Origin of the sequence: Ktedonosporobacter rubrisoli, assembly GCF_004208415.1 — a bacterium.
GTDB lineage: Bacteria > Chloroflexota > Ktedonobacteria > Ktedonobacterales > Ktedonobacteraceae > Ktedonosporobacter > Ktedonosporobacter rubrisoli.
The window spans coordinates 9,603,189-9,622,527 of the sequence record NZ_CP035758.1 but is presented as its reverse complement, the minus strand read 5'-3'; the positions used below and the strand labels follow the sequence as shown (position 1 = coordinate 9,622,527).

Annotated in this window: 16 protein-coding genes and 1 tRNA gene; 8 read left to right on the top strand and 9 right to left on the bottom strand. The window is 51.9% G+C overall.

Translation table 11 applies throughout. The features are described 5' to 3' along the window. The 5 genes from EPA93_RS41325 (at position 1) to EPA93_RS41305 (ending at position 7,653) form a co-directional block, all read left to right on the top strand. Positions 1-972 carry a 4Fe-4S dicluster domain-containing protein gene (locus EPA93_RS41325; protein ID WP_129893148.1) on the top strand — a complete coding sequence of 324 codons (972 nt, stop codon included), beginning with the start codon at positions 1-3 and terminating at the stop codon, positions 970-972. An 18-nt stretch (positions 973-990) separates the two neighbouring features. Beyond that, positions 991-2,112 (top strand): NrfD/PsrC family molybdoenzyme membrane anchor subunit, encoded by a 1,122-nt coding sequence (gene nrfD, locus EPA93_RS41320; RefSeq protein ID WP_129893147.1) that lies wholly within the window; start codon positions 991-993, stop codon positions 2,110-2,112. 267 nt (positions 2,113-2,379) lie between these two features. Beyond that, positions 2,380-4,965, top strand: coding sequence for a CDC48 family AAA ATPase (locus EPA93_RS41315; RefSeq protein ID WP_129893146.1), 2,586 nt, complete (start codon positions 2,380-2,382; stop codon positions 4,963-4,965). A 524-nt stretch (positions 4,966-5,489) separates the two neighbouring features. Beyond that, the gene (locus EPA93_RS41310; RefSeq protein ID WP_129893145.1) at positions 5,490-5,867 is read left to right on the top strand and encodes a hypothetical protein; all 378 of its coding nucleotides are present in this window, start codon (positions 5,490-5,492) and stop codon (positions 5,865-5,867) included. A gap of 25 nt (positions 5,868-5,892) precedes the next feature. Continuing rightward, on the top strand, positions 5,893-7,653 hold the full coding sequence (locus EPA93_RS41305) for an ATP-binding protein (protein WP_165423738.1): 1,761 nt from the start codon (positions 5,893-5,895) through the stop codon (positions 7,651-7,653). 9 nt (positions 7,654-7,662) lie between these two features. Here the strand turns inward: EPA93_RS41305 and EPA93_RS41300 are convergent, their stop codons facing one another. From EPA93_RS41300 to EPA93_RS41280, 5 genes are all read right to left on the bottom strand, one after another. Next, positions 7,663-8,181 carry a hypothetical protein gene (locus EPA93_RS41300; protein WP_129893142.1) on the bottom strand — a complete coding sequence of 173 codons (519 nt, stop codon included), beginning with the start codon at positions 8,179-8,181 and terminating at the stop codon, positions 7,663-7,665. 207 nt (positions 8,182-8,388) lie between these two features. After that, positions 8,389-9,045, bottom strand: a complete 657-nt coding sequence (locus EPA93_RS41295) for a protein-L-isoaspartate(D-aspartate) O-methyltransferase (RefSeq protein ID WP_129893141.1) — start codon at positions 9,043-9,045, stop codon at positions 8,389-8,391. Positions 9,046-9,465: 420 nt separating this feature from the next. Then, positions 9,466-9,537, bottom strand: a tRNA-Val gene (locus tag EPA93_RS41290). A 631-nt stretch (positions 9,538-10,168) separates the two neighbouring features. Further along, positions 10,169-12,169: a reverse transcriptase domain-containing protein gene (locus tag EPA93_RS41285; RefSeq protein ID WP_129893139.1), complete on the bottom strand. Its 2,001-nt coding sequence runs from the start codon at positions 12,167-12,169 to the stop codon at positions 10,169-10,171. 34 nt (positions 12,170-12,203) lie between these two features. Next, entirely contained in the window at positions 12,204-12,683 is a 480-nt protein-coding gene (locus EPA93_RS41280; protein ID WP_129893138.1) for a hypothetical protein, read from the bottom strand. A gap of 967 nt (positions 12,684-13,650) precedes the next feature. On the opposite strand from EPA93_RS41280, the gene EPA93_RS41275 reads away from it, so the two are divergent. Then, positions 13,651-13,989, top strand: coding sequence for an Asp23/Gls24 family envelope stress response protein (locus tag EPA93_RS41275; RefSeq protein ID WP_129893137.1), 339 nt, complete (start codon positions 13,651-13,653; stop codon positions 13,987-13,989). A 13-nt stretch (positions 13,990-14,002) separates the two neighbouring features. Beyond that, positions 14,003-14,728 (top strand): 2-phosphosulfolactate phosphatase, encoded by a 726-nt coding sequence (locus EPA93_RS41270; RefSeq protein WP_129893136.1) that lies wholly within the window; start codon positions 14,003-14,005, stop codon positions 14,726-14,728. Positions 14,729-14,756: 28 nt separating this feature from the next. On the opposite strand, the gene EPA93_RS41265 is transcribed toward EPA93_RS41270, so the two are convergent. Both EPA93_RS41265 and EPA93_RS41260 read right to left on the bottom strand, forming a co-directional pair. Continuing rightward, positions 14,757-15,215, bottom strand: a complete 459-nt coding sequence (locus tag EPA93_RS41265; RefSeq protein ID WP_207229338.1) for a methylated-DNA--[protein]-cysteine S-methyltransferase — start codon at positions 15,213-15,215, stop codon at positions 14,757-14,759. A 157-nt stretch (positions 15,216-15,372) separates the two neighbouring features. After that, complete coding sequence (locus EPA93_RS41260) at positions 15,373-15,909, bottom strand: cupredoxin domain-containing protein (protein WP_129893133.1); 537 nt, start codon at positions 15,907-15,909, stop codon at positions 15,373-15,375. A gap of 664 nt (positions 15,910-16,573) precedes the next feature. On the opposite strand from EPA93_RS41260, the gene EPA93_RS41255 reads away from it, so the two are divergent. Further along, positions 16,574-16,768 (top strand): hypothetical protein, encoded by a 195-nt coding sequence (locus EPA93_RS41255; protein ID WP_129893131.1) that lies wholly within the window; start codon positions 16,574-16,576, stop codon positions 16,766-16,768. 68 nt (positions 16,769-16,836) lie between these two features. On the opposite strand, the gene EPA93_RS41250 is transcribed toward EPA93_RS41255, so the two are convergent. Together EPA93_RS41250 and EPA93_RS41245 are read right to left on the bottom strand one after the other, a co-directional pair. Next, complete coding sequence (locus EPA93_RS41250; protein WP_129893129.1) at positions 16,837-18,015, bottom strand: acyl-CoA dehydrogenase family protein; 1,179 nt, start codon at positions 18,013-18,015, stop codon at positions 16,837-16,839. Between the two features lie 6 nt (positions 18,016-18,021). Beyond that, positions 18,022-19,119 (bottom strand): acyl-CoA dehydrogenase family protein, encoded by a 1,098-nt coding sequence (locus EPA93_RS41245; protein WP_129893128.1) that lies wholly within the window; start codon positions 19,117-19,119, stop codon positions 18,022-18,024. Positions 19,120-19,339: the final 220 nt, after the last annotated feature.

Sequence of the window (19,339 nt, the reverse complement as noted above, 5' to 3'; positions counted from 1 at the left end):
ATGGCGGTTGAATCAAGGCCAGCTCAGCAATCTCTCGTGCAGGCAGGCGCGCAACTCTTGCAAAACGCCCTGGCGCCTTTACATAAGGAAGAGCCGCCAGCGCCACAACCTGCGATGGGCTTTTTTACCGATACAAGCATCTGTATCGGCTGTAAAGCCTGCGAAGTAGCTTGCCGGCAATGGAATCAGCTCCCAGCCCCTGATCCTACCTGGAGCGGATCAAGCTATGATAATACGCGGCAATTGGGAGCCACTACCTGGCGGCACGTGCAGTTCATTGAGAAGATTGAACGCAGAAAACCGGTAAGCGAAGAGACTTCAGCACCCAGCCTTCCCCTTTTTAACAATCTCGAAGGAGCAAGCAGCCCCATCGCCGATCCACCTCCTGGAACGGCGCTGCCCTTTTTCAACACTGAACGCTGGCTCATGCATAGCGACGTCTGCAAACACTGTGCAAATGCTCCTTGCCTGGAAGCCTGTCCTACCGGAGCTATTATCCGCACAGAATTTGACACAGTATATGTGCAGCAGGATATCTGCAACGGCTGTGGCTACTGTGTAGTGGCTTGCCCCTTTGGCGTCATTGCCCGTGATGAAAAGGGAGACCACACGGCCCACAAATGCACACTCTGCTATGATCGTTTGAAAGAGGGAATAGAGCCGGCCTGCGCCAAAGCCTGTCCCACTGATTCGATCATCTTCGGGGAAGTAGATCAGCTCAAAAAACAGGCAAGGGAACGCCTGGGAATACTGCACGAGCGTGGGGTAAAAGAGGCAAGGCTTTATGGAGCTGACGACGCTATCCTTGAAGGTGGCTTAAACTCCTTTTTTCTCCTGCTAGATGAGCCAGAAGTGTATAATCTGCCACGCAATCCCGAGCGGCCAGCACGCAACGTTGCGCCAGCCTCATTCCTGACCATTGCGGCAGCCGCTATCTTAAGCCTGCTGGGCATATTCATTTTCAAGGAGTAACTGGAGGGAGATTTGTGTATGCAGCGCGAACGATTACCAGGGATGCAGATTATCACATCCCTCTACAGGCACCTACCTGTCCCGTGGAGCGCCGTGGCCCGTACCCCAGGAGGCAACAAAGTACTTGAGCAACTGGCCACGCTCACTACTGGCTATACTCCAGATCCGGAGCAGGAACAACAGGAGTCAACCTATTATGACTATCCTGTCCTGAAGCAGCCTATCTGGCGCTGGGAAATTGTCTGGTATTTCTTTTTTGGCGGCTTAGCTGCAGGATGTTATGTAATTGCCAGCATCGCCGCGCTCTTTGGGAGCCAGGAAGATCGCGCGGTCACCCGTGCAGGCTACTACCTCTCATTATTGGCCTTGTTACCCTGTCCGCCCTTGCTGATTAAAGATCTGGGAAGGCCCGAACGCTTCTTAAATATGCTGCGCATGTTTAAGGTGAAATCACCAATGTCAATGGGCGTATGGGGGCTGGTTACCTTCTCCATGTTCAGTGGGATCACGGCAGTGATTCAGGCGGCCCGCGATGGCTTGCTGGGAAGATGGTGGGGAGCACGCCTGCTCGCCGCACTGCCGCAAAAACTTCTGGCTATACCTGGCATATTTTCCGGGCTCTTTCTTGGCGGCTATACCGGTGTGCTGCTTACCGCGACGAGCGTGCCACTCTGGTCGCGCAGCAAAGCGTTAGGCGCTATCTTTCTTTCATCGGCCCTATCCACAGGCGCCGCGCTCATCTCGCTAGTTCTACGTCTCACTGGCGCCCCCCATAAAAGCTTGCATAAGCTAGAGCGCTTAGAATGGGGAGCAATGTTGCTGGAAATCATTGAGCTACTGAGCTTCTTGCGCGGCTCGGGTCGCGTGGCACGCCCCCTGGTCGGTAATGGGCCAAACGAGCAGGGCCATATATTCTGGCGCTTCATGTTCGGGGGCGGCCTGGTACTTCCCTGGCTTCTGCAGACCCTGAGCTTCGTTGGGCGAGGATCAACGAAAAAGGGCAGGCGTAACGGCGGCAAAGGCTTGCTTATTCCCTTGCTAGCGCTGATTGGCGGCTACTTCTTACGTCGGACGATGATTGATGCAGGCCATGTCTCCAGCGCAGATGCTCGCACAACCTTATGGAACGCGCGGAGATAATCTAGCTTCTCTTCATGTTGCGCCCCAGAGCAGGACAATTCATGTTAAAATGGGTCAGCAGAGCCAAATTATTACAGGTCAGGAAGGATCTAACTTTTGCCACTCTGCTGCGTAAATACTTTTGGCATGTCGTACAGTTAGATAAAACCGGCTATCGACCAGGCAGAATGTAAGGATTCATCGATAAATACATATAGCATTTTTGATCATGTTTTATAGCACAACTCACGGGCATGCCGCATTTTTGTAGGGAGAAAGAGGAAGCATATGGAGGAGTCGCGCAATACAGGCGGTGTCGACAACAGAACACCATACACGGGGACTACCGCCAAGCTTTCGGCGGAAGGCCTGGCGTCGGATACGACACAGACGACTTCAAACGAACAAGCTATAGATAACCAGCCAGAGCAGAATGAAGAGATCCAGACCAGCGATAACATACAACTCACGGTTATTGAAGGTTTTCAGGTAGGGCGCGGCGTTGCCCGCATCGATCCCGCCGATATAGCGCGCTTGGACTGCCAACCTGGCGATATCGTCATGATCACTGGTGCGCGTACAACGGCGGCTAAGGTTGTTCCCAGCGCCATGGCAGACCGGGGCAAGCAGACCATCCAGATGGACAGCCAGGTACGCCAGAATAGTGCCTCTGGACTAGGCGAGCACGTCACGGTACGCAAAGCCAAATTGCAAACAGCCGAGAAAGTTACGCTTTTACCCTTGAGCGGTGGGGCTCCCATCCAGGAAAGCGACTTGCAATATATCACGCGCTACCTGGTCGGGTTACCGGTTACCATAGGAGACTTATTGCGCGTTGGCACTCCAGGCGCCGCTCCGCGCGAATTCCTTATCATCAGCACGACTCCGGCCACCCCAAGTTATACTATCCATAGACGAAATACAGGTGAGCTGCCAATCATCCCACCGCCAGCGGTCGAGACCGACGTCGATGCCGTTATTGTGCAGGTAGGAACCATTATCCGTGCCCAGGCGCGCGGCGCAGCTAACGGCACACCCGGACGCGTCGGCTACGAAGATATTGGCGGCCTGGGCAAAGAACTGCAACGCATTAGAGAAATGATCGAACTTCCGCTGAAGTATCCTGCGGTTTTTGATCGTCTGGGAGTAGAACCCCCCAAGGGTGTCTTGCTTTACGGACCTCCAGGTACCGGCAAAACGCTGATTGCGCGCGTCGTTGCCGCCGAGACAAACGCCTCCTTTTTTGTCATCAACGGACCCGAGATCATCAACAAGTTTTACGGCGAGAGCGAAACGCGCCTGCGCAATATCTTCCAGGAAGCCCAGCGGCGCGCCCCCAGCATCATCTTTATTGACGAGCTAGATGCGCTGGCCCCCCGGCGGGCAGAGACCGGAGGCGAAGTCGAACGGCGCATTGTTGGCCAGCTGCTCGCTCTTATGGATGGCCTGGCCTCGCGTGGCCAGATTGTGCTCATAGGAGCAACCAACCAGCCTAATGCACTCGATCCCGCGATACGCCGTCCTGGCCGTTTTGATCGCGAGATTGCCCTACGCGTTCCCGATGTACGGGGACGTATGGAAATTCTGCGCATCCACAGCAAGGATGCAGCACTGGCCAGCGACGTTGATGTTGCGCGCGTAGCCCAATTAACGCCAGGCTTTGTAGGAGCTGATCTAGAAGCCCTCTGTCGCGAAGCAGCCATGATCGCCCTCAGGCGTGTGCTCCCTCACATCGACTATCAGCGTGGCTACATTCCTTATGAGACTCTGGTAAATCTGAGCATCACCATGGCAGATTTCCAGGCCGCTTTGCGCGAGGTAGAGCCATCTACAACCCGTGAAGTATACGTTGAGGTAAGCGAGACCTCATGGGAGGATATTGGCGGCCTTGAGCAAATCAAAGACATGCTTACTGAGGGCGTAGAGTGGCCGTTGCGCTTCCCAGAAATATATGCCAACGCTAAAGTAGAGCCCCCGCGCGGCGTCCTGCTTGCTGGCCCTCCAGGATCAGGTAAAACCTTGATTGCGCGCGCGCTGGCCAATCAATGCGAGGCAAGCTTCATCTCGATTAAAGGTCCAGAACTGCTCTCAAAATGGGTAGGCGAGTCGGAAAAGGGTGTCCGCGAGATCTTCCGCCGCGCTAAGCAAGCCGCACCGTGCATAGTCTTCTTTGACGAGCTCGATTCTCTGGCCCCACGGCGGGGCACTGGCAATGATGGCAACGTTGGGGACCGCGTAATCGCCCAGCTCCTTACCGAAATGGACGGCATTGAGGGTCGCGAAGGTGTCATCGTCCTGGCAGCCACAAACCGGCCAGAATTGATCGATCCCGCCTTACTACGTCCCGGACGCTTTGATCTTGTCGTTGAACTACAATATCCAAACGAAGTTGAGCGCGAGGCTATCTTTAGCGTGCACATGCGCGGCCGACCGGTTGCGCCAGAGGTGACAGCCAATGAGCTAGCACGGCTCACTGAAGGGCGAAGTGGTGCCGATATTGAAGCTATCTGTCGCCGAGCTTCGCTGCTGGCTTTACGTGAATGGATCGTGCCCAAGATGGGCCTTGGCCGCGTCCAGATAACCGAAGAGAAAGAGGGAAGCAGCGAGGCAGCAGCGGATGAGAATGTAGCTTCCACACAGCCAGATACCCCCCAGGTAGCTGGTCGCTTCCAGATTCGCCCGGAGCACTTTGCCCGTGCTATCGACGAGCAGCGCGAACGCTATGCAGTTCAGGAAGAGGCAGAAGCCGAGCGCACCCGCCAGGAGAGAGGGCGCCAGCGCTTGCTCGAAATGGCAGCCGACCAGGAAGCAAAACCCCAAAAACCTTTGACTGGCTTCCGTCTCTGGCTAGCACGTCTCTTTGGCCTGGTCTAAGGGCTCGCTACACCTGATGCCAGGGGGTCTATCGGCATAGTTAGACTAAATAAATAAACAAGCGTTGGGTGGTCCCACGGAGCCGTCCAACGCTTTCTTCTTCCCCAGCAGAGAAGCGCTGCCCATCCGACAGGTGCAAAGGTGCTGGCCAGCCGGCAAACTTCTCGCCAGTGGCCCGCGCCGAAATCGTCAGAGGAAAATCCTGGTATATTTGTACATTTGGGTCTATATTCTGTAACCATTAAGGCTGTAAAACTGTTATTATCAGTGAGGGTTCTTTCGCCTCCAAATCATATTGTCGATCAAATGGCTAAGTAGCCAAAAACCAAAATACCGCCTTTTACAGCGTAGCTCAACTAGTAACACAAATATAAACCTGTCGTATACTAATATTAATACTGCTGTAACATTGTAAGCTTTACTGGCAGCACAATAACATTGTAGGTACTATCCACTTACAATATATAGGCAACTATGCTATAATAAATGACGGAGAGCGTACCAAGAAGTGAAGGGAGAAACCAGTGTCACATATGCCTGAAAACTCCTCTTCCGTCTCCCGTGAGCAAGTAACTGAGGCGTACCTGAAGGCCATACGGTTGATAGATGAGCGAGTAGCTCCCCTATTGGGCAAGGCGACAACGCGCGCGCTGGTGCAGGGGGCGGCTCGCCGCACTAAGGATAAGTATCCATTTCTGGCCTGCCTTGTCACACGCCCTTATACCGAAATTATTCCATCAGTAATCCACGAGCAATTCGCCGGCGTCACTTCTACGGAACTTGCCGCAGGGCTCAACGCATTACTCGACGAGTGTTTTTCAGGATTGCGGGAACTAACAGGAGATCTGATCGTCCCTCCACTTCATGATGAAGTCACGCATCAGTTAAGACAGTTACAATAAAACAAGACACATCATGGAGGGCAGCGTGCAATCAGAGTCTCAGCTTACAGAGAGCGCGTACCGCACCTCCAATGGGCAAAATGGGGATCGCTTAGCGGCTATTCACCATGAAATAGAATACCTCAACACCATTGGGAAACGGTTCGTCGCCGCTTTTGATCGTTTTCAGGTCCATCATGCGTTGCTCGCAGCGCTGCAGGAGCTCTACAGCTTCTCTGCCTGCTGTATTCTTCTCAAAGGTGATCCCTTTGAGTTATCTATTATTCCCTCTTATCCTCTCAGTCCATCATTTCTTGAAGCGATGATTCAGCGTATTGCCAGCGCTGCTAGTGTAATAGATTTTCCACATATCGATGCTGAGCAATTAGCCAAGACTGCTTATCTCGATGCTCCCGATGAACTGGCCTTCCCACGCCCTGGACATGCAACTTCAGGCCCTGAAATCGGCTCCTGCCTGAATATACCTTTGACTGTCGAAAATCGTATCATCGGTATGCTCAGTCTGTTCGATGAAAAGCAGGGGACCTTTGATACCCATCTGCTGCAAATGACGACGATGATCGCCGATTACGCCGCCGTAGCCCTGGAAAACGTTCGTCTACGCGAACGCGAGAACGCGCTCTGGCGCCAGGCTGAGCTTGAACGGCAGCGCCTTAAGCTTATCATCAGAAGTATGGCTGAAGGTTTGCTAATTACTGACGCTAAGGGGACTATCGTCTCGCTAAACCAATCGGCGCAGCAATTATTGGCCCAGGCCCAGACTGATTTCTCAGCGGGAATCCCCCTCTACCAGCTTATGGAAACTAGCAGTGTACCATGGCTCCCTCGACTCACAGAGATAGTCAATCAGGCCCTCGCGGGCAAGACCGTCACCAATCAGGAGATTGTTGTTGGCTTTAGCGGAGAGACGGTGCCGCTGACACTAAGCATTAGTGCAGCACCATTGCTTGATTCCAGTGGAGTCAGGCCAAAGCCAATAGGGGTAGTGGCGGTACTCAACGATGTGACCTCGGTTAAGCAGGTTGAACGCTTGAAAGATGAATTTGTCTCTGTGGTCTCTCATGAGCTACGAACCCCCTTAACTGCCATTAAGGGCTACACTCAGCACCTGGTTCGACGCATCGAGCGGCGCCTACGCAAGATCCGCAACGCGCAGCCAGAGGCTGAAGTCCCAGTTGCCGAGCTTCCCGAAAGCTATGATCTTCGCAGCCTGAATATCATTCAGAGCCAGACGGAGCATCTCGAACGTCTGGTTAGCGATCTGCTCGATCTCTCGCAGGTGCAAGCCGGTCACCTGGACCTGAGCTACGAAGACTTTTATCTTGCCGATCTGCTGGCCGAGAGTGTGCGCTCAGTTCAGGCCAGCGCGGAGCAGCATACCATTGAGTTAGACCTGCAGGTGCCGGATACAAAAATCAGGGCAGACCGCGTGCGGCTCGGTCAGGTGATCGGAAACATCCTTGATAATGCCATCAAGTATTCACCGCAGGGGGGACAGGTAATCGTTCGCCTACAGGAACAGAAGGGATATTATACGGTAAGCGTGATCGATCAAGGTATAGGGGTAAGCCCTGAGCACTTCGATCACATCTTTGAACGGTTCTATAGAATTCACAATACGGCCAGCCACCAATATGCTGGTATTGGTCTGGGCCTCTTCGTCGCGAAGGCCATAGTCGATGGGCATGGTGGCCATATCTGGTTTACTAATAATCAGGGCGTTGGTAGCACCTTTCACTTCACCATCCCGATCAGACCACGTACCACACGCCCGTTATCGCTATAAGCAGACAGTTTACAAGGCCTGTAACAGGTCGGTTGGATTAGCACCAAAATGATCACTCAGATAGGAATGACCAAACGGGGTAAAATGAATTTTAGCATAAGAAGCGCGTAGAAACTGGATGCTTCGCAGGATACGCGCTTCTCCCCACAATGGGTGGCGCAGGTCACGCAGCGCATTGACGAAATCACCAAGACTGGTGAGAAGCACCCCACTACTCACTATGATGATCTGCACAAAGGGATGTTCAGGGAGCATAATAGGGCTGATAGAGGTAAATAGACCCACATAGAGTACCACCCCAGATACCAGGGCGGGACAGAAAACATTCAGCCAGATATAGAGCATGGAGGGCTCATGCAGAAACATGATGGTAATTCCTAAAGGGCCAATCGCCCAACCAATCATTGGGCCGTGTCGTACCAGCATGACCAATAGATGCGCACACTTGAATAGGACGACCCACAGTATTAACAGGACCCAGACTCCTAACCAACTATGCACATGGACGTTGGCAAGTATTGCAGGCATGTAACTACTCCTCAAATCCAGCTTTGCGCTGATGACAAGCAAGCCTTATCTCTGCTGCTTTCTCTATTATAAGCTAATTGTTCTTTCCCTCGCAATCTAAATAAGACATTCTGACATGTAAGACGAGCAGTATTTTTAAATTTACATATATTCCATCAGAGCTTTAGGGCTCCATAAGTGCTATAAAAATCAGTAAGCTTTCTGCTACTAGCCATTCTCGCTTCTGGGCCAGCCGGCAGAGCCGATCAGGGGCACAAAAACACATTTTCCCAATGATCGTACATGCTTTTCGCCAGCCACATTCTTGACTACCTGCAATTCTTGCTGTTGTTGACTTCCTACAGGTACTATTAGTATACCATCATTAGTAAGCTGGGATAGCAACTGCGTTGGGATCTCAGGTGCGGCGGCAGTTACTAAGATTCGATCATAAGGTGCGTGCTCCGGCCAGCCCAGCGTGCCATCCCTAACCGCCAGAGAGACATTCTGCAGTCCCATTTGCTCCAGGCGCCAGGTTGCTTGCTCAGTTAGTTGAGGATAGCGTTCTACGCTGTATACGTGGTCCACCAGGAGGGCAAGTACTGCCGTCTGGTAGCCAGAGCCGGTCCCAATTTCGAGCACGCGTTCCTGCCCGCTCAGCTGTAAAGCCTGCGTCATTAGGGCCACCATGAGCGGTTGTGAGATGGTTTGCCCCATACCAATAGGCAATGCTCTATCCGTATAGGCATAGCGTTGCAGGGTTTCAGCGATGAAGCGTTCACGCGGAACACGAGCTATGGCCGAGAGTATGCGCTGATCCACTATACCCTCCCTGGCCAACTCTCCTATAAGGCGCTTTCGTTGGAATAGATGATTGTAAGGCATAAACACGCAAAAACTTCTTTAATCCAGAGCTTTAGCTGACTACATGAAGAATGACTACGAGGTGATGTTCTGATGAGAAAAAATAGAGGATAGGGTGGGCGCTACTGGGATCGAACCAGTGGCCTCTTCGATAGGGTAGGTAGCCAGCGCGTTATTCTGTCATACGACTAGAACACGTTTCCAGCTACCCCCTCCGAACCGTACGGGCTACTTTCATAGCATACGGCTCTCCAAAGGTACCCACTAGGGGTTCACACGTCAAGAGCGAAGTTTTTCAACAACAAGCTCAACATGACGTATGTTTGCACACCGGGAGCGTAGTCTTTCGACAGCAAGCTCGACGCGATATGCAATGATTGTAGGCTCGCATCACGCAACCAGGGGAACACCATTTTGTAGTATTCCCCTGGCTTCGTCTAGTGGGCGCTACTGGGATCGAACCAGTGGCCTCTTGCGTGTGAAGCAAGCGCTCTCCCGCTGAGCTAAGCGCCCCGGACAAGGGCTACTATAGCATGAGAGAGCGGGATTGTCAAGCACTTTCCCGGCCTTTTGCAACCTTTTTCGATAGGGTAGGTAGCCAGCGCGTTACCTATTGCTAGGCATGTTTCCAGCTACCCCCCTCCGAACCGGACGGACACCTTTCAGCGTATCCGGCTCTCCAAAGGTACCCACTAGGAAGCCTCAATGATTACAGGTTTCCAATAACGAATTGAGAACAAAACAACTCCATACCGCAACGTCTGCGCCGTTGTATGGAGTCACGATGCCCTCAACCCGTAGGAAGTTCTTTGGACTGTTGCGAATGCGTTTTACCTGCTACCTGTGATTCGGACTGCGGTACCGATTTGCTAGATCGGTGGCGGGATGCTACCGCGTGACAAGAGTCTCATATTGAGACAACTGGCGAGAGCCTCTTAATTGGTGAGGCAAACGGCACCCTCACAGATTGCAGCTTGTGTATCCGCCTGCATACAACTTTGCGTTTCAGTGTTCCTAATGTGGTTCGGACAAAGACGACGGTTTCACCCGTTCGCTAATGCTTATGGGATAGCAAAAGGCACCCCCACATAGGTTTACTGCTGCGTTGCTGTATTCGGTTGTTCAGGTACTATGGTCGTCCCATTTAGGATTTTCCAGAGGTCAGGCTAAGTCTTTGGGTGCTCGCTCTAAGAAGTTCCTTCAGGTCTTGCTCCGGGTTGTCACTCGGTGCGTCGGCCTTTTTCTTCGAGCGGTCCGATTTAACCAACACCACTACTGGTATATCCGCTAGCATCCTGACTTTTCGTAAGTCATATGCCAGGTCCTTCAGGCTCAGGCCGTCGTATTCTCCTCTGTGTATCCTTGTGTGGCATGCCTTGCACACCGGGACCTGTTTCCGGTTGAGCGCCTGCATGACTCTTGTGAAGCCTGTTGGTGCTTCCCCGTCCATTTTCCTGATGTGCCTCACGTGGTGCATCTGGACCTTATTCGGGTTGCCACACACCACGCAAGGTAAACCTAGCTTACTGCGTGTTCTTAACCGCGCTTGCATCTGAACTATATCTACATTCGGGCTGTCTTTAAAGGCGTCCCGTTTGCCGGTCCAGTCTGTGTTACGGTAGAACATTACGTTTCTGACCTGCCTGTTTTTGTTCGTGACCTGGACGCCGATGTCCCTGCTTTTCATGATCCTGGTTATCGGGACTTTTTTCTTTAATGCCAGGGTCTTAGCACAGCTATATTTTAGTATATACTGTACCCTTGCTAGTAAAGCAAAGTTGTCTGCTGGCCTGTAGTATTCCTGTATCCCTCTGTTGATTGAAGAGTACAGGCTTACTATCTGGTCCTCATCCAACCCTGTCCACCCTGCTTTGTGCGTCGGGGTTCCCTTTCCGTCACAGAAGCCCTTTGAGCAAAGCCGTTTTAATAGCTTATCCATTGGTGCCTTCAGCACTACTTCCATGCCGGTTGAGCGGCGTTTGAATTCCTTGCCGGAGCCATTCTTAGACTTCTTTGTCTTTTGAGTGTCTCTACCCCTGCCTTTCCGAATTCTATATCCCAAGAATTCAGCTTCCTGCGTTCTGGCATTGGTGATCTTGGTCTTGTCCTGCGACAAGGTTAGAGCTAGCTTGTCCTTTAGGAACGTGCCAACTCTTTGTTTAATCTCCTCTGCCAGTTCGTAGGTACCGATGACTCCGATCATCCAGTCATCGGCGTAGCGCACATATTTGACCCTGACGAAGTTTGGATCACGCGTGTCCAGTGATGGGAGCTTACGCATTTGTACCCCCAGCTTTCTGAACTCCTCTGTATCGGCCCTTCCAGCTTTCGCCAGTCTGTACCTTCTGTCGGAGATTAGTTCATACTCACGGTTGGGTCTGCGTTTTCCACCCTTCTCAAGCTCTACCCGCAATTGTTCAACAAATTCGTCTAGCTCATGCAGATAGATGTTGCTGAGTATTGGGCTTATTATCCCACCCTGCGGAGTTCCGGCTAAGCTGTCGTGCCTGGCTCGTTGGATATCGAAGTATCCAGCCCTTAAAAACTTCCAGATCAGCGATATGAACCGCTCATCTTTGATTTTCTTTCTGAGAGCGTTTATCAGTATATGATGATCCACGCTATCAAAACAGGCTTGGATGTCGCCCTCTATGAGCCAGATGACGCCCGACCATTTGCCTTGTATCTCCTTGAGAGCACCATGACAGGACTTATTGCGTCTAAATCCATAGCTGTTATTCCTGAAGTATGGCCCATAAGGTGAATCATAGACCGATTCAAGGATTACTCTTATTACCTCTTGCACAACTTTGTCTCTTGGGCAGGGAATACCTAACCTTCTCTGTTTCCCGTTGGGCTTTGGTATGAACGACTCACGGACGGGTCTACACTGATAGCTCTCGTCTTTCATCTGTGCGATGATTTTCTGGATTTCTTCCAGCGAGAACCCGTCTAGCGTTTCATCGTCCGAGCCTGGCGTCATATTGCCAGGAATGGATGCTAGACGCCCGTAAGCTTCAGTATACATGCCCTCGTCGAGCATCAGTTTGTAGAGATCGAAGTTTACCCACTCACGGTTTGCACCGTTCCTTCTGCGGATAACTTCTAATCTTTCCAGACTTTTCATGTTACCCGCAATCTGCATGTGGGCTGTTCTCCTTATTCGTTTGTGGTCTGGTTCATTTTTCTTTGGGCTGTTGGGAGGGGTGAGGTTGAGATTGATCTTTTTCGCTAAACCTTCGCAGGGTTACGACAGGTATGGGGTCCTTGAGCATCTGTTCTTCTATATACGCTTTTTCTTTGCACTTTTTTAGAAATTCCTTGACCTCTTCTGTACGCTTTAGACTAGTGTATAGCCTTGCATACGTTAGCTGTCTGAGGTCTTCCATGTGCAGCCCTGAGTAGATCACTATCGAGGTTGGTTGTTCCTCCCCTTCAAGTTGTATGCCTGCTATGGTACCATAGAGTGCCATTTCAGGTGGCAACACATCAATTACCTCTTGAAGCGTTATTGTGCTTCGTTTTGATAATAGCCATGTTGCCTGATCTCCCGCCTTAACCAGCATTAGCGCTCTGAGCACTCCGGCTCGTGCCTTTTCTCTCAGAACATTCATGCCGCCTAACGCATACGTTGGGCCATTACCAGCGTCAGTTATCATGTGTATAGTTCCTAGAAAGGAACCTTCACTTAGATCGTCAGCCACTTTGAACCCTTTTCCCTTTTAATCTCTCTTAACCGTACCTGAACTGCCCCTCAGCGTTGAGATTTTCCCAACCCACCTGCCACTAATGCTCTTTGGCTTGTTCCCTTCTACAATCCTACAATCACTGGGGCTTCCTAGCCGCTAATCTTGTCCTCCGGTCTTTGTACGGCATCCACCGCAACCTGGACAGATCAGTGGAAGTACCTTCTACTCCCCTTCCCCATGTATCGGGAATTACCCCGATCATTTGAGTACTATGAGAGTTCTGTCACCATATACCTCTCGGTACTTAGGTGATCCCGTAGTCTCATGCAATTCGCTCTCGCTGTACTTAGGTCCCCCACTCTCCGGTTACTGCCCATTGCAGTATTGCTGCATCGTGGTGTCTTCCGGCACACTCACACCGTTTGTGACGGAACGACGCATACGCCCTATAGTACCGTGATGACGTAGAACCCTCGCTAGATCGCTCGGATGGGGTTTAACCAATACAGGCTTGACCATATACAGCTTAGCTGACGGACGAGGTTATGGTACTTTACCCTCTCCGCCTTACTGCGACAAGCTGTTGTTCCCTCCGGGTTTCCCCTTCAGGCACCCTTCGGATTGCTCCTCCGGTTTAGTCGCTGCTTTAACCACAATCTTCGGCTTTCGCCATAGACACCAGTGGTACCCCGTTTCGTCGGGGTTGCGAATTGCACGCCTCATACGGCGCACGTGTGAACGAAGCGCTCTCCCGCTGAGCTAAGCGCCCTGATGACAAAAGCAAATATAGCACTACAAAGCCAGTTTGTCAAGCATTTTGCTAACACTCACCGGGTGAAATTGTTAAGTTAGCAGAGCATGCCGACACCGCTAATGTGTCAAGACAGATGTGATATACTGAAGAACGATCATACTATTGCTCTTTTAGGAGTTGATTATGGAAGCCAATACTTCAAGCACTGCCGCTCAAAGCTCTGTCGCAGACGAGCACCGAGAATCATTTGGTACAGCCAAGACCGAGAATCTACAGGACTCCGGCTTGTGGCGCATTCTCTTACCAGCTTTTATAATTATCGCCAGCCTGGCTTTGATCGCCATCCCGCTAATTATTTTAGTCTGGCTCCTTTCCTTTACCCTTAATCCACATAGCCCGATGGGCCCGCTACAGCTCACCTGGCTCTGGATCGTTATGATCATTATTGCTCTCTTCATCGCCGGAATCCTCATTCGAGGAATGTTCAAAATCTTTATGAGCCAGGCCGGCAATTATTCGTAAAGAAGAGCAGGACATGGAAGTATTTCGAAGCACGCGTGAGGAGGCTGAGCAAGCTCGTGGGATTGTTATCGCAATCGATGTCATTCGTGCTTTCAGCGTTGCCAGTTATGCTTTTGCCAACGGAGCCCGGGGTATCTGGCTTGTCCGCACAGTAGACGAAGCTCACGCGCTGCACGCTAGAGAGCCCGAGGCCTGGCTGATTGGTGAAATCGGGGGACGTCTTATCCCGGGCTTTAATTGCAATAATTCGCCAGCCCAAATAGCAAAAGCCCCCCTCGCCGGCCGCCAGCTCATCCAACGCACGGGAGCAGGCACACAGGAAGCCGTGGGGGCAATCAATGCAAGCTGCGTCCTCCTTGGTGCTCTTACTAACGCGCGGGCTACGGCCGCATACGCTAGCCTGTTGGCATCTAGCACGAGAGATTGTATTACGCTTCTCCCCACTGCCAGCCATCCAGGTAACACGTGGAACGAAGATGAGATGTGCGCTGACTATATCCAGGCTCTGCTCAACGGGGAGCAAGATGCTTCTGCGATCCTGGCGCGCGGACGGGAGCGCTTAGAATCAGATGGCCGTCTGAATCTCTGGCAGCAGGGCGAGGCAGATTTTCCTGCAGAGGATATCGAGGCAGTTTTTAACATTGATTGCTTCGACTTTGCGTTAGTAGGCCAACACCAGACCTGGCAGGGCATTACCTATGTGGAGGTCCATCAGCTGGAGACGAGCGCATTGCAATAATGCCCTTATCTCCAGCCAAACGTTACTGCTACTCCCCGACACCCTCAAGAGCTAGTAGCCAGGATTTCGTCGGCAACCCACCACCATAGCCGGTCAGGGAACCATTGCTCCCTATCACCCGGTGGCAAGGCACTATAATAGCCACCGGGTTGGCTCCATTAGCGGCTCCCACAGCACGCGAAGCGGTGGGGCGTCCAATTGCGCGTGCAATTTCTCCATAGCTGCGCGTTTCCCCATAGGGGATACGGCATAACTCGTGCCATACTGCAAGCTGGAAAGGCGTTCCATGAAGATCAAGAGGGCAGTTAAATTGTATCCGCTCGCCGGCGAAATAGCGCCTTAATTCGTCGGTTGCCTGTTGCAGGGCAGCAACCTTCTCACCCTCAACTACGCGTCCGACCGCCAATTGACGGTTCACCCAGAACAGCCCTTCGTCTACAGCCGTACCAGGCGTTCCGGTCCAACAAACGCCGGCCTCAGTCGCCATGATGATACAATCTCCTCGTGGGCCAGAAACACTGCTCCAGTACAGTGTCTGTACCTTCCGCTCCATTGCAAGCATACGAGCTCCTTCAATACGTTTACGCTTTTAGCGTAGTGTAGCACTCTGTAGGCGGAGCGACAAGCTATGCGCGACTTCTAGCCTACTTTACGATGATCGACCCAACCATCGTTGGATGGATCTGGCAATGGTAGCTGAATTTCCCAGTCTTAGTAAAGGTGAATTTGAACGTGGCGCCCGCATTAATTGGGGTATTTATGCCCGAATCAAAGGTTTTGCCATCGTCGCTAGTGACTGTATGCGGCACATCAGTTGCATTTGTCCAGACAACAGTTGTACCCCTGGCAATCGTAAGTGTTGTCGGACTAAAGCCAAACGAGCCAGCGCTCTGGTTGATCATCTTGACGGCGACAGTGCTCGTTGCCCCTGTTGTATTGGAAGCGCTCGATGTTGCTTGCTGGCCAGAGCCAACGCGATATGAATTGTCGGAACTATTTGCCTGAGCCGCGGTATCAGGAGTAGTCGTGGCAGCCGCGGTATTCCCTATGCTTCCGCTGCTATAGGCAGTTCCAGCCCCACCACATGAGGCAAACAATAACGCTAAACTCAAGGCTAGAAGACATAATGGGACAAATCTCCATGGCCGGCGTTTCCAGGTGCAAGATATAATTTTATACATGCTATCCCTTCTTGTTCAAGACTAAAGAGCGAATGAGGAGGAATGTTTCATGGAGAAATACGCTCCCAGGTTACTTTCCTACAAGACAACTCTTCTGCTTCGCAGGCGAGATAGCAATATCAGACAAACTCAGCTCAGACAAGCCATATTGCTCTCTAAAATGCTTGACTTTTAGCCATTCTACGAGTACACTCTTTACCAGTTGGCAGGCACATCATTGTTTGGTTCATAACAGAAATGGTAGTACAAAAATTTCAAGGAGGTGAGTTCTATGCTGTATGGATTTACGTATACAATGCATTGTGGACGAAGCGCTGGAACTCATCTATTCGGCAACACGCGAGCCTGATCAGCTTCTGCCTTGCTCCGACAAGTGTTGCGGCCTGGATACATAGACATTCAGGAGCTCTTTTTCGCATCCAACCTTCCTCACAATCTATGTATACCCCTCTTACCCAGAATTCGGTACTTCATAATATAGAGAAAGTAGCATGAAGCATTCGATCATCATGTTTACCGACATTACAGACCTACGCCGTACGTTTGTGCGTCTCATCTCCCCAGGACTAGAAGTAGAAGAAAGGCATTAGAACTTGCTGCTACTTATTTTGTCTGAGTGCACAACGGCAATTCCCTACGACCTCAATGGAGAGGAGGTGAAAGCATGAGAGGTAAGCTTCGCGACAAACGTCAGGCCACTAAGCGTGATACGTTCAAACGCGAGGTGCTGGAGCGCCGCCGTCCACTAAAGCGCGATGCTCGTACGTCCTGGCTCGATCAGCAAGCAGAAGATGACGATTACGAGATGGACATGGAAAGCGGCGCGGATACAGATCTCGAATACTCACCGAAGAAATAGGGACGCTTCACAGTCCAGGGGCGGGCCAGGATGAGCTCGCCCCTTAAAGCAACCTCGGATCTGATCGATCAAGGAATATCGATATCCGGGAACATACGCCGGGCAATAATCAGGCGCTGGATCTGGGCCGTACCCTCAAAAATATCAAAGACTTTCGCATCACGAAACCATTTATGAATGAACTGCTTTGTCTCTCCATCCTCGCCTGGAGCAGTTATACGTACAGCCGCGGCTGTCGCTTTCATTACCAATGAGCCCGCATAAGCCTTAGACATCGAGGCTTCTTTAGAGTTGGGCATACGTCGATCTGCCATCCAGGCCGCCCGCCAGGCCAGGAAGCGCGCCATCTGTATCTCCTGCCCAAGAGCCGCTAATTCATCCTCAATCTCATGGCGCTTAGACAATGGGTAGCCAGCAGGCAATTCCTTCTCTAGCCAGTGCTGCACGGCCTCATAGGCTGCCCGGGCAAGGCCAACCGCCAGAATAGCAACCAGGGGCCGGGTAGCATCAAGCGTTCCCATGGCAGCCTTAAAGCCTGCCTTTTGCGTTTGTTCGCGGCCGGCCAACAAATGATCCTTCGGGACCCGGCAGTTCTCAAAAATGAGCTCTACGGTTTGTGAGGCGCGCAAGCCCATTTTCTCTTCTATGCGCCCCATAATCAGGCCAGGTGTACCTTTAGGAACTACAAACGGCCTGATACCTTCCCGCCCGAGCTGCTTATCGATGGTGGCAAAGGTCACTATCAGATCGGCCCGCTCTCCATTAGTAATGTAATGTTTATGGCCATTAATTACCCACTCATCGCCCTCCAATGCGGCAGTCGTCGCCATACCAGCCACGTCTGAGCCAATCCCCGGTTCGGTGAGGGCGAGAGCACCCCAGTGCAGTTTCCCATCATTGTAGATACTCAGGAAGCGGGCTTGCTGCTCAGACGTACCTTGTGAAAGAATAGGCGGCGCAGCCAGGCCCGGACCCGGCAGGCTTATTGCCAGAGCGGCATCTCCCCAGGCCATTTCTTCCTGCAAAAGCAGAGAAAAGAGGTTATCCTGCCGCGCCTTCCCCGGCTCACGGGAAGGCCGCAGAGCCGCAGAGGCGCGTAAACGCTTCTGCATATTCCAGAAAAAGGCTTCTTGCACATTTTCGCTCTGATCACAGGCCAACGAGACAGGTCGCATCTCTTCTACAGCGACCTGATGGGCATATTCGCGAAAGGCTTCTTGCTCTTTACTCAAGGTGAAATCAATCATGGTCTCTTACTCCATTGCCGCTATATTGCGCATCCACATTTCTACGGGATGATCTTGCATAAAGCCTGCTCCGCCCATTACTTGAAGGCTATCTGTTGTGGCCAATTGCGCCATATAGAGCGCCTGGCGTTGTGCGGCCTCAGCAGAGCGCACAAGCGACTCGCTCTCTACCTTGCTATCCCAGTCGGTCGCTGCCTGCCAGAGTAGCAAGCGCGCAGCATCCAGCTTCATTGCCATCTCGGCCAGAATAAAAGCAATGCCTTGATAAGAAACGATAGGACGACCGAAGGCCATACGCTCTTTAGCATAAGCGCTGGCATACTCCAGGGCCGCCCGCGCCGTTCCACACGCGACGCCAGCGCGCAGAATATTGTAGAGAGCCGCAATACGTACGACGCCTGGGTTTCCTGGCTCGCCTAAGAGGGCAGCCTCAGCTACTACCATATTTTCAAATGTGTAGGTAACGCTTGGAGCAGCCAGCAAGCCCAGCTTATGCATATCGATAAGAATGTGCAGTCCCTCAGCCTGCTCAGGGACAATTACGGCACACAGCCCCTTGCTGCCCACACTACCCTCCAGGCGCAGCAACGCTACCCCTGGCCTGCAAGCTCCGCCATGGATTACATTTCGCTTGCTACCATTAATAACCAGTTTTTCTCCATCTTTGCGCACCGTCGCTTGTAAGTCCGCCAGCCTGTAGCCGCCCGTGGGCTCGGCAAAAGCCAGGCTGCCACGCGCCTTATATCCTTCTTGCTCAGCGCAAAAAGGTCTGATATATTGCTCTTGCTGGGCTTTATTTCCACATAGAGCTACGGCCAGAGGTCCCAGCATGGAGCCAAGAATGTTTAAGGCCAGGCCTGTATCGCCAAAGCCTAACTCTTCTGCAATAAGCGCATAGGTAACGGCTTCAAGCGCGCCTGAGCCGCCCAGAGACTCAGGAAAGGGTGTGGTAAGACCGGTCTTGACGAGCGTCTTCATCAAGGCCGGGGAAATATCTTCCTTCTTCTCAGCTGTACGTCCCTGAGGCCTCAGCTGCTCAAGAGCAACGCTACGAGCCAGGCGACATATTTCTTCCTGCTCTTCTGTAGGCGAAAAATCAAGCATTAGATTACATCCTTTCGCTATTCGGAAATAGAAATCTAGCTTACCGGGACGGTTACAAGCGGATGCGGCAGGCGAGAAGAGATCAAAGTGTGTTGCAGGACCATTTCAACATCCTTCACAGAAAGGAACAGGGATAGCACGCATCACATGTAGATGGAACAGGACCAAAGACAGACTTCCTGAATATTTACAATTGTACGCAAGCCTTGTCTCTTTTTCC

Bases quoted from the DNA above. Each gene is read 5' to 3' on its own strand.
- EPA93_RS41325 (WP_129893148.1), top strand. From the start codon at position 1: ATGGCGGTTGAATCAAGGCCAGCTCAGCAATCTCTCGTGCAGGCAGGC.
- nrfD (WP_129893147.1), top strand. From the start codon at position 991: ATGCAGCGCGAACGATTACCAGGGATGCAGATTATCACATCCCTCTAC.
- EPA93_RS41315 (WP_129893146.1), top strand. From the start codon at position 2,380: ATGGAGGAGTCGCGCAATACAGGCGGTGTCGACAACAGAACACCATAC.
- EPA93_RS41300 (WP_129893142.1), bottom strand. From the start codon at position 8,181: ATGCCTGCAATACTTGCCAACGTCCATGTGCATAGTTGGTTAGGAGTC.
- EPA93_RS41295 (WP_129893141.1), bottom strand. From the start codon at position 9,045: ATGCCTTACAATCATCTATTCCAACGAAAGCGCCTTATAGGAGAGTTG.
- EPA93_RS41285 (WP_129893139.1), bottom strand. From the start codon at position 12,169: ATGCAGATTGCGGGTAACATGAAAAGTCTGGAAAGATTAGAAGTTATC.
- EPA93_RS41280 (WP_129893138.1), bottom strand. From the start codon at position 12,683: ATGATAACTGACGCTGGTAATGGCCCAACGTATGCGTTAGGCGGCATG.
- EPA93_RS41275 (WP_129893137.1), top strand. From the start codon at position 13,651: ATGGAAGCCAATACTTCAAGCACTGCCGCTCAAAGCTCTGTCGCAGAC.
- EPA93_RS41270 (WP_129893136.1), top strand. From the start codon at position 14,003: ATGGAAGTATTTCGAAGCACGCGTGAGGAGGCTGAGCAAGCTCGTGGG.
- EPA93_RS41265 (WP_207229338.1), bottom strand. From the start codon at position 15,215: ATGGCGACTGAGGCCGGCGTTTGTTGGACCGGAACGCCTGGTACGGCT.
- EPA93_RS41260 (WP_129893133.1), bottom strand. From the start codon at position 15,909: ATGTATAAAATTATATCTTGCACCTGGAAACGCCGGCCATGGAGATTT.
- EPA93_RS41255 (WP_129893131.1), top strand. From the start codon at position 16,574: ATGAGAGGTAAGCTTCGCGACAAACGTCAGGCCACTAAGCGTGATACG.
- EPA93_RS41250 (WP_129893129.1), bottom strand. From the start codon at position 18,015: ATGATTGATTTCACCTTGAGTAAAGAGCAAGAAGCCTTTCGCGAATAT.
- EPA93_RS41245 (WP_129893128.1), bottom strand. From the start codon at position 19,119: ATGCTTGATTTTTCGCCTACAGAAGAGCAGGAAGAAATATGTCGCCTG.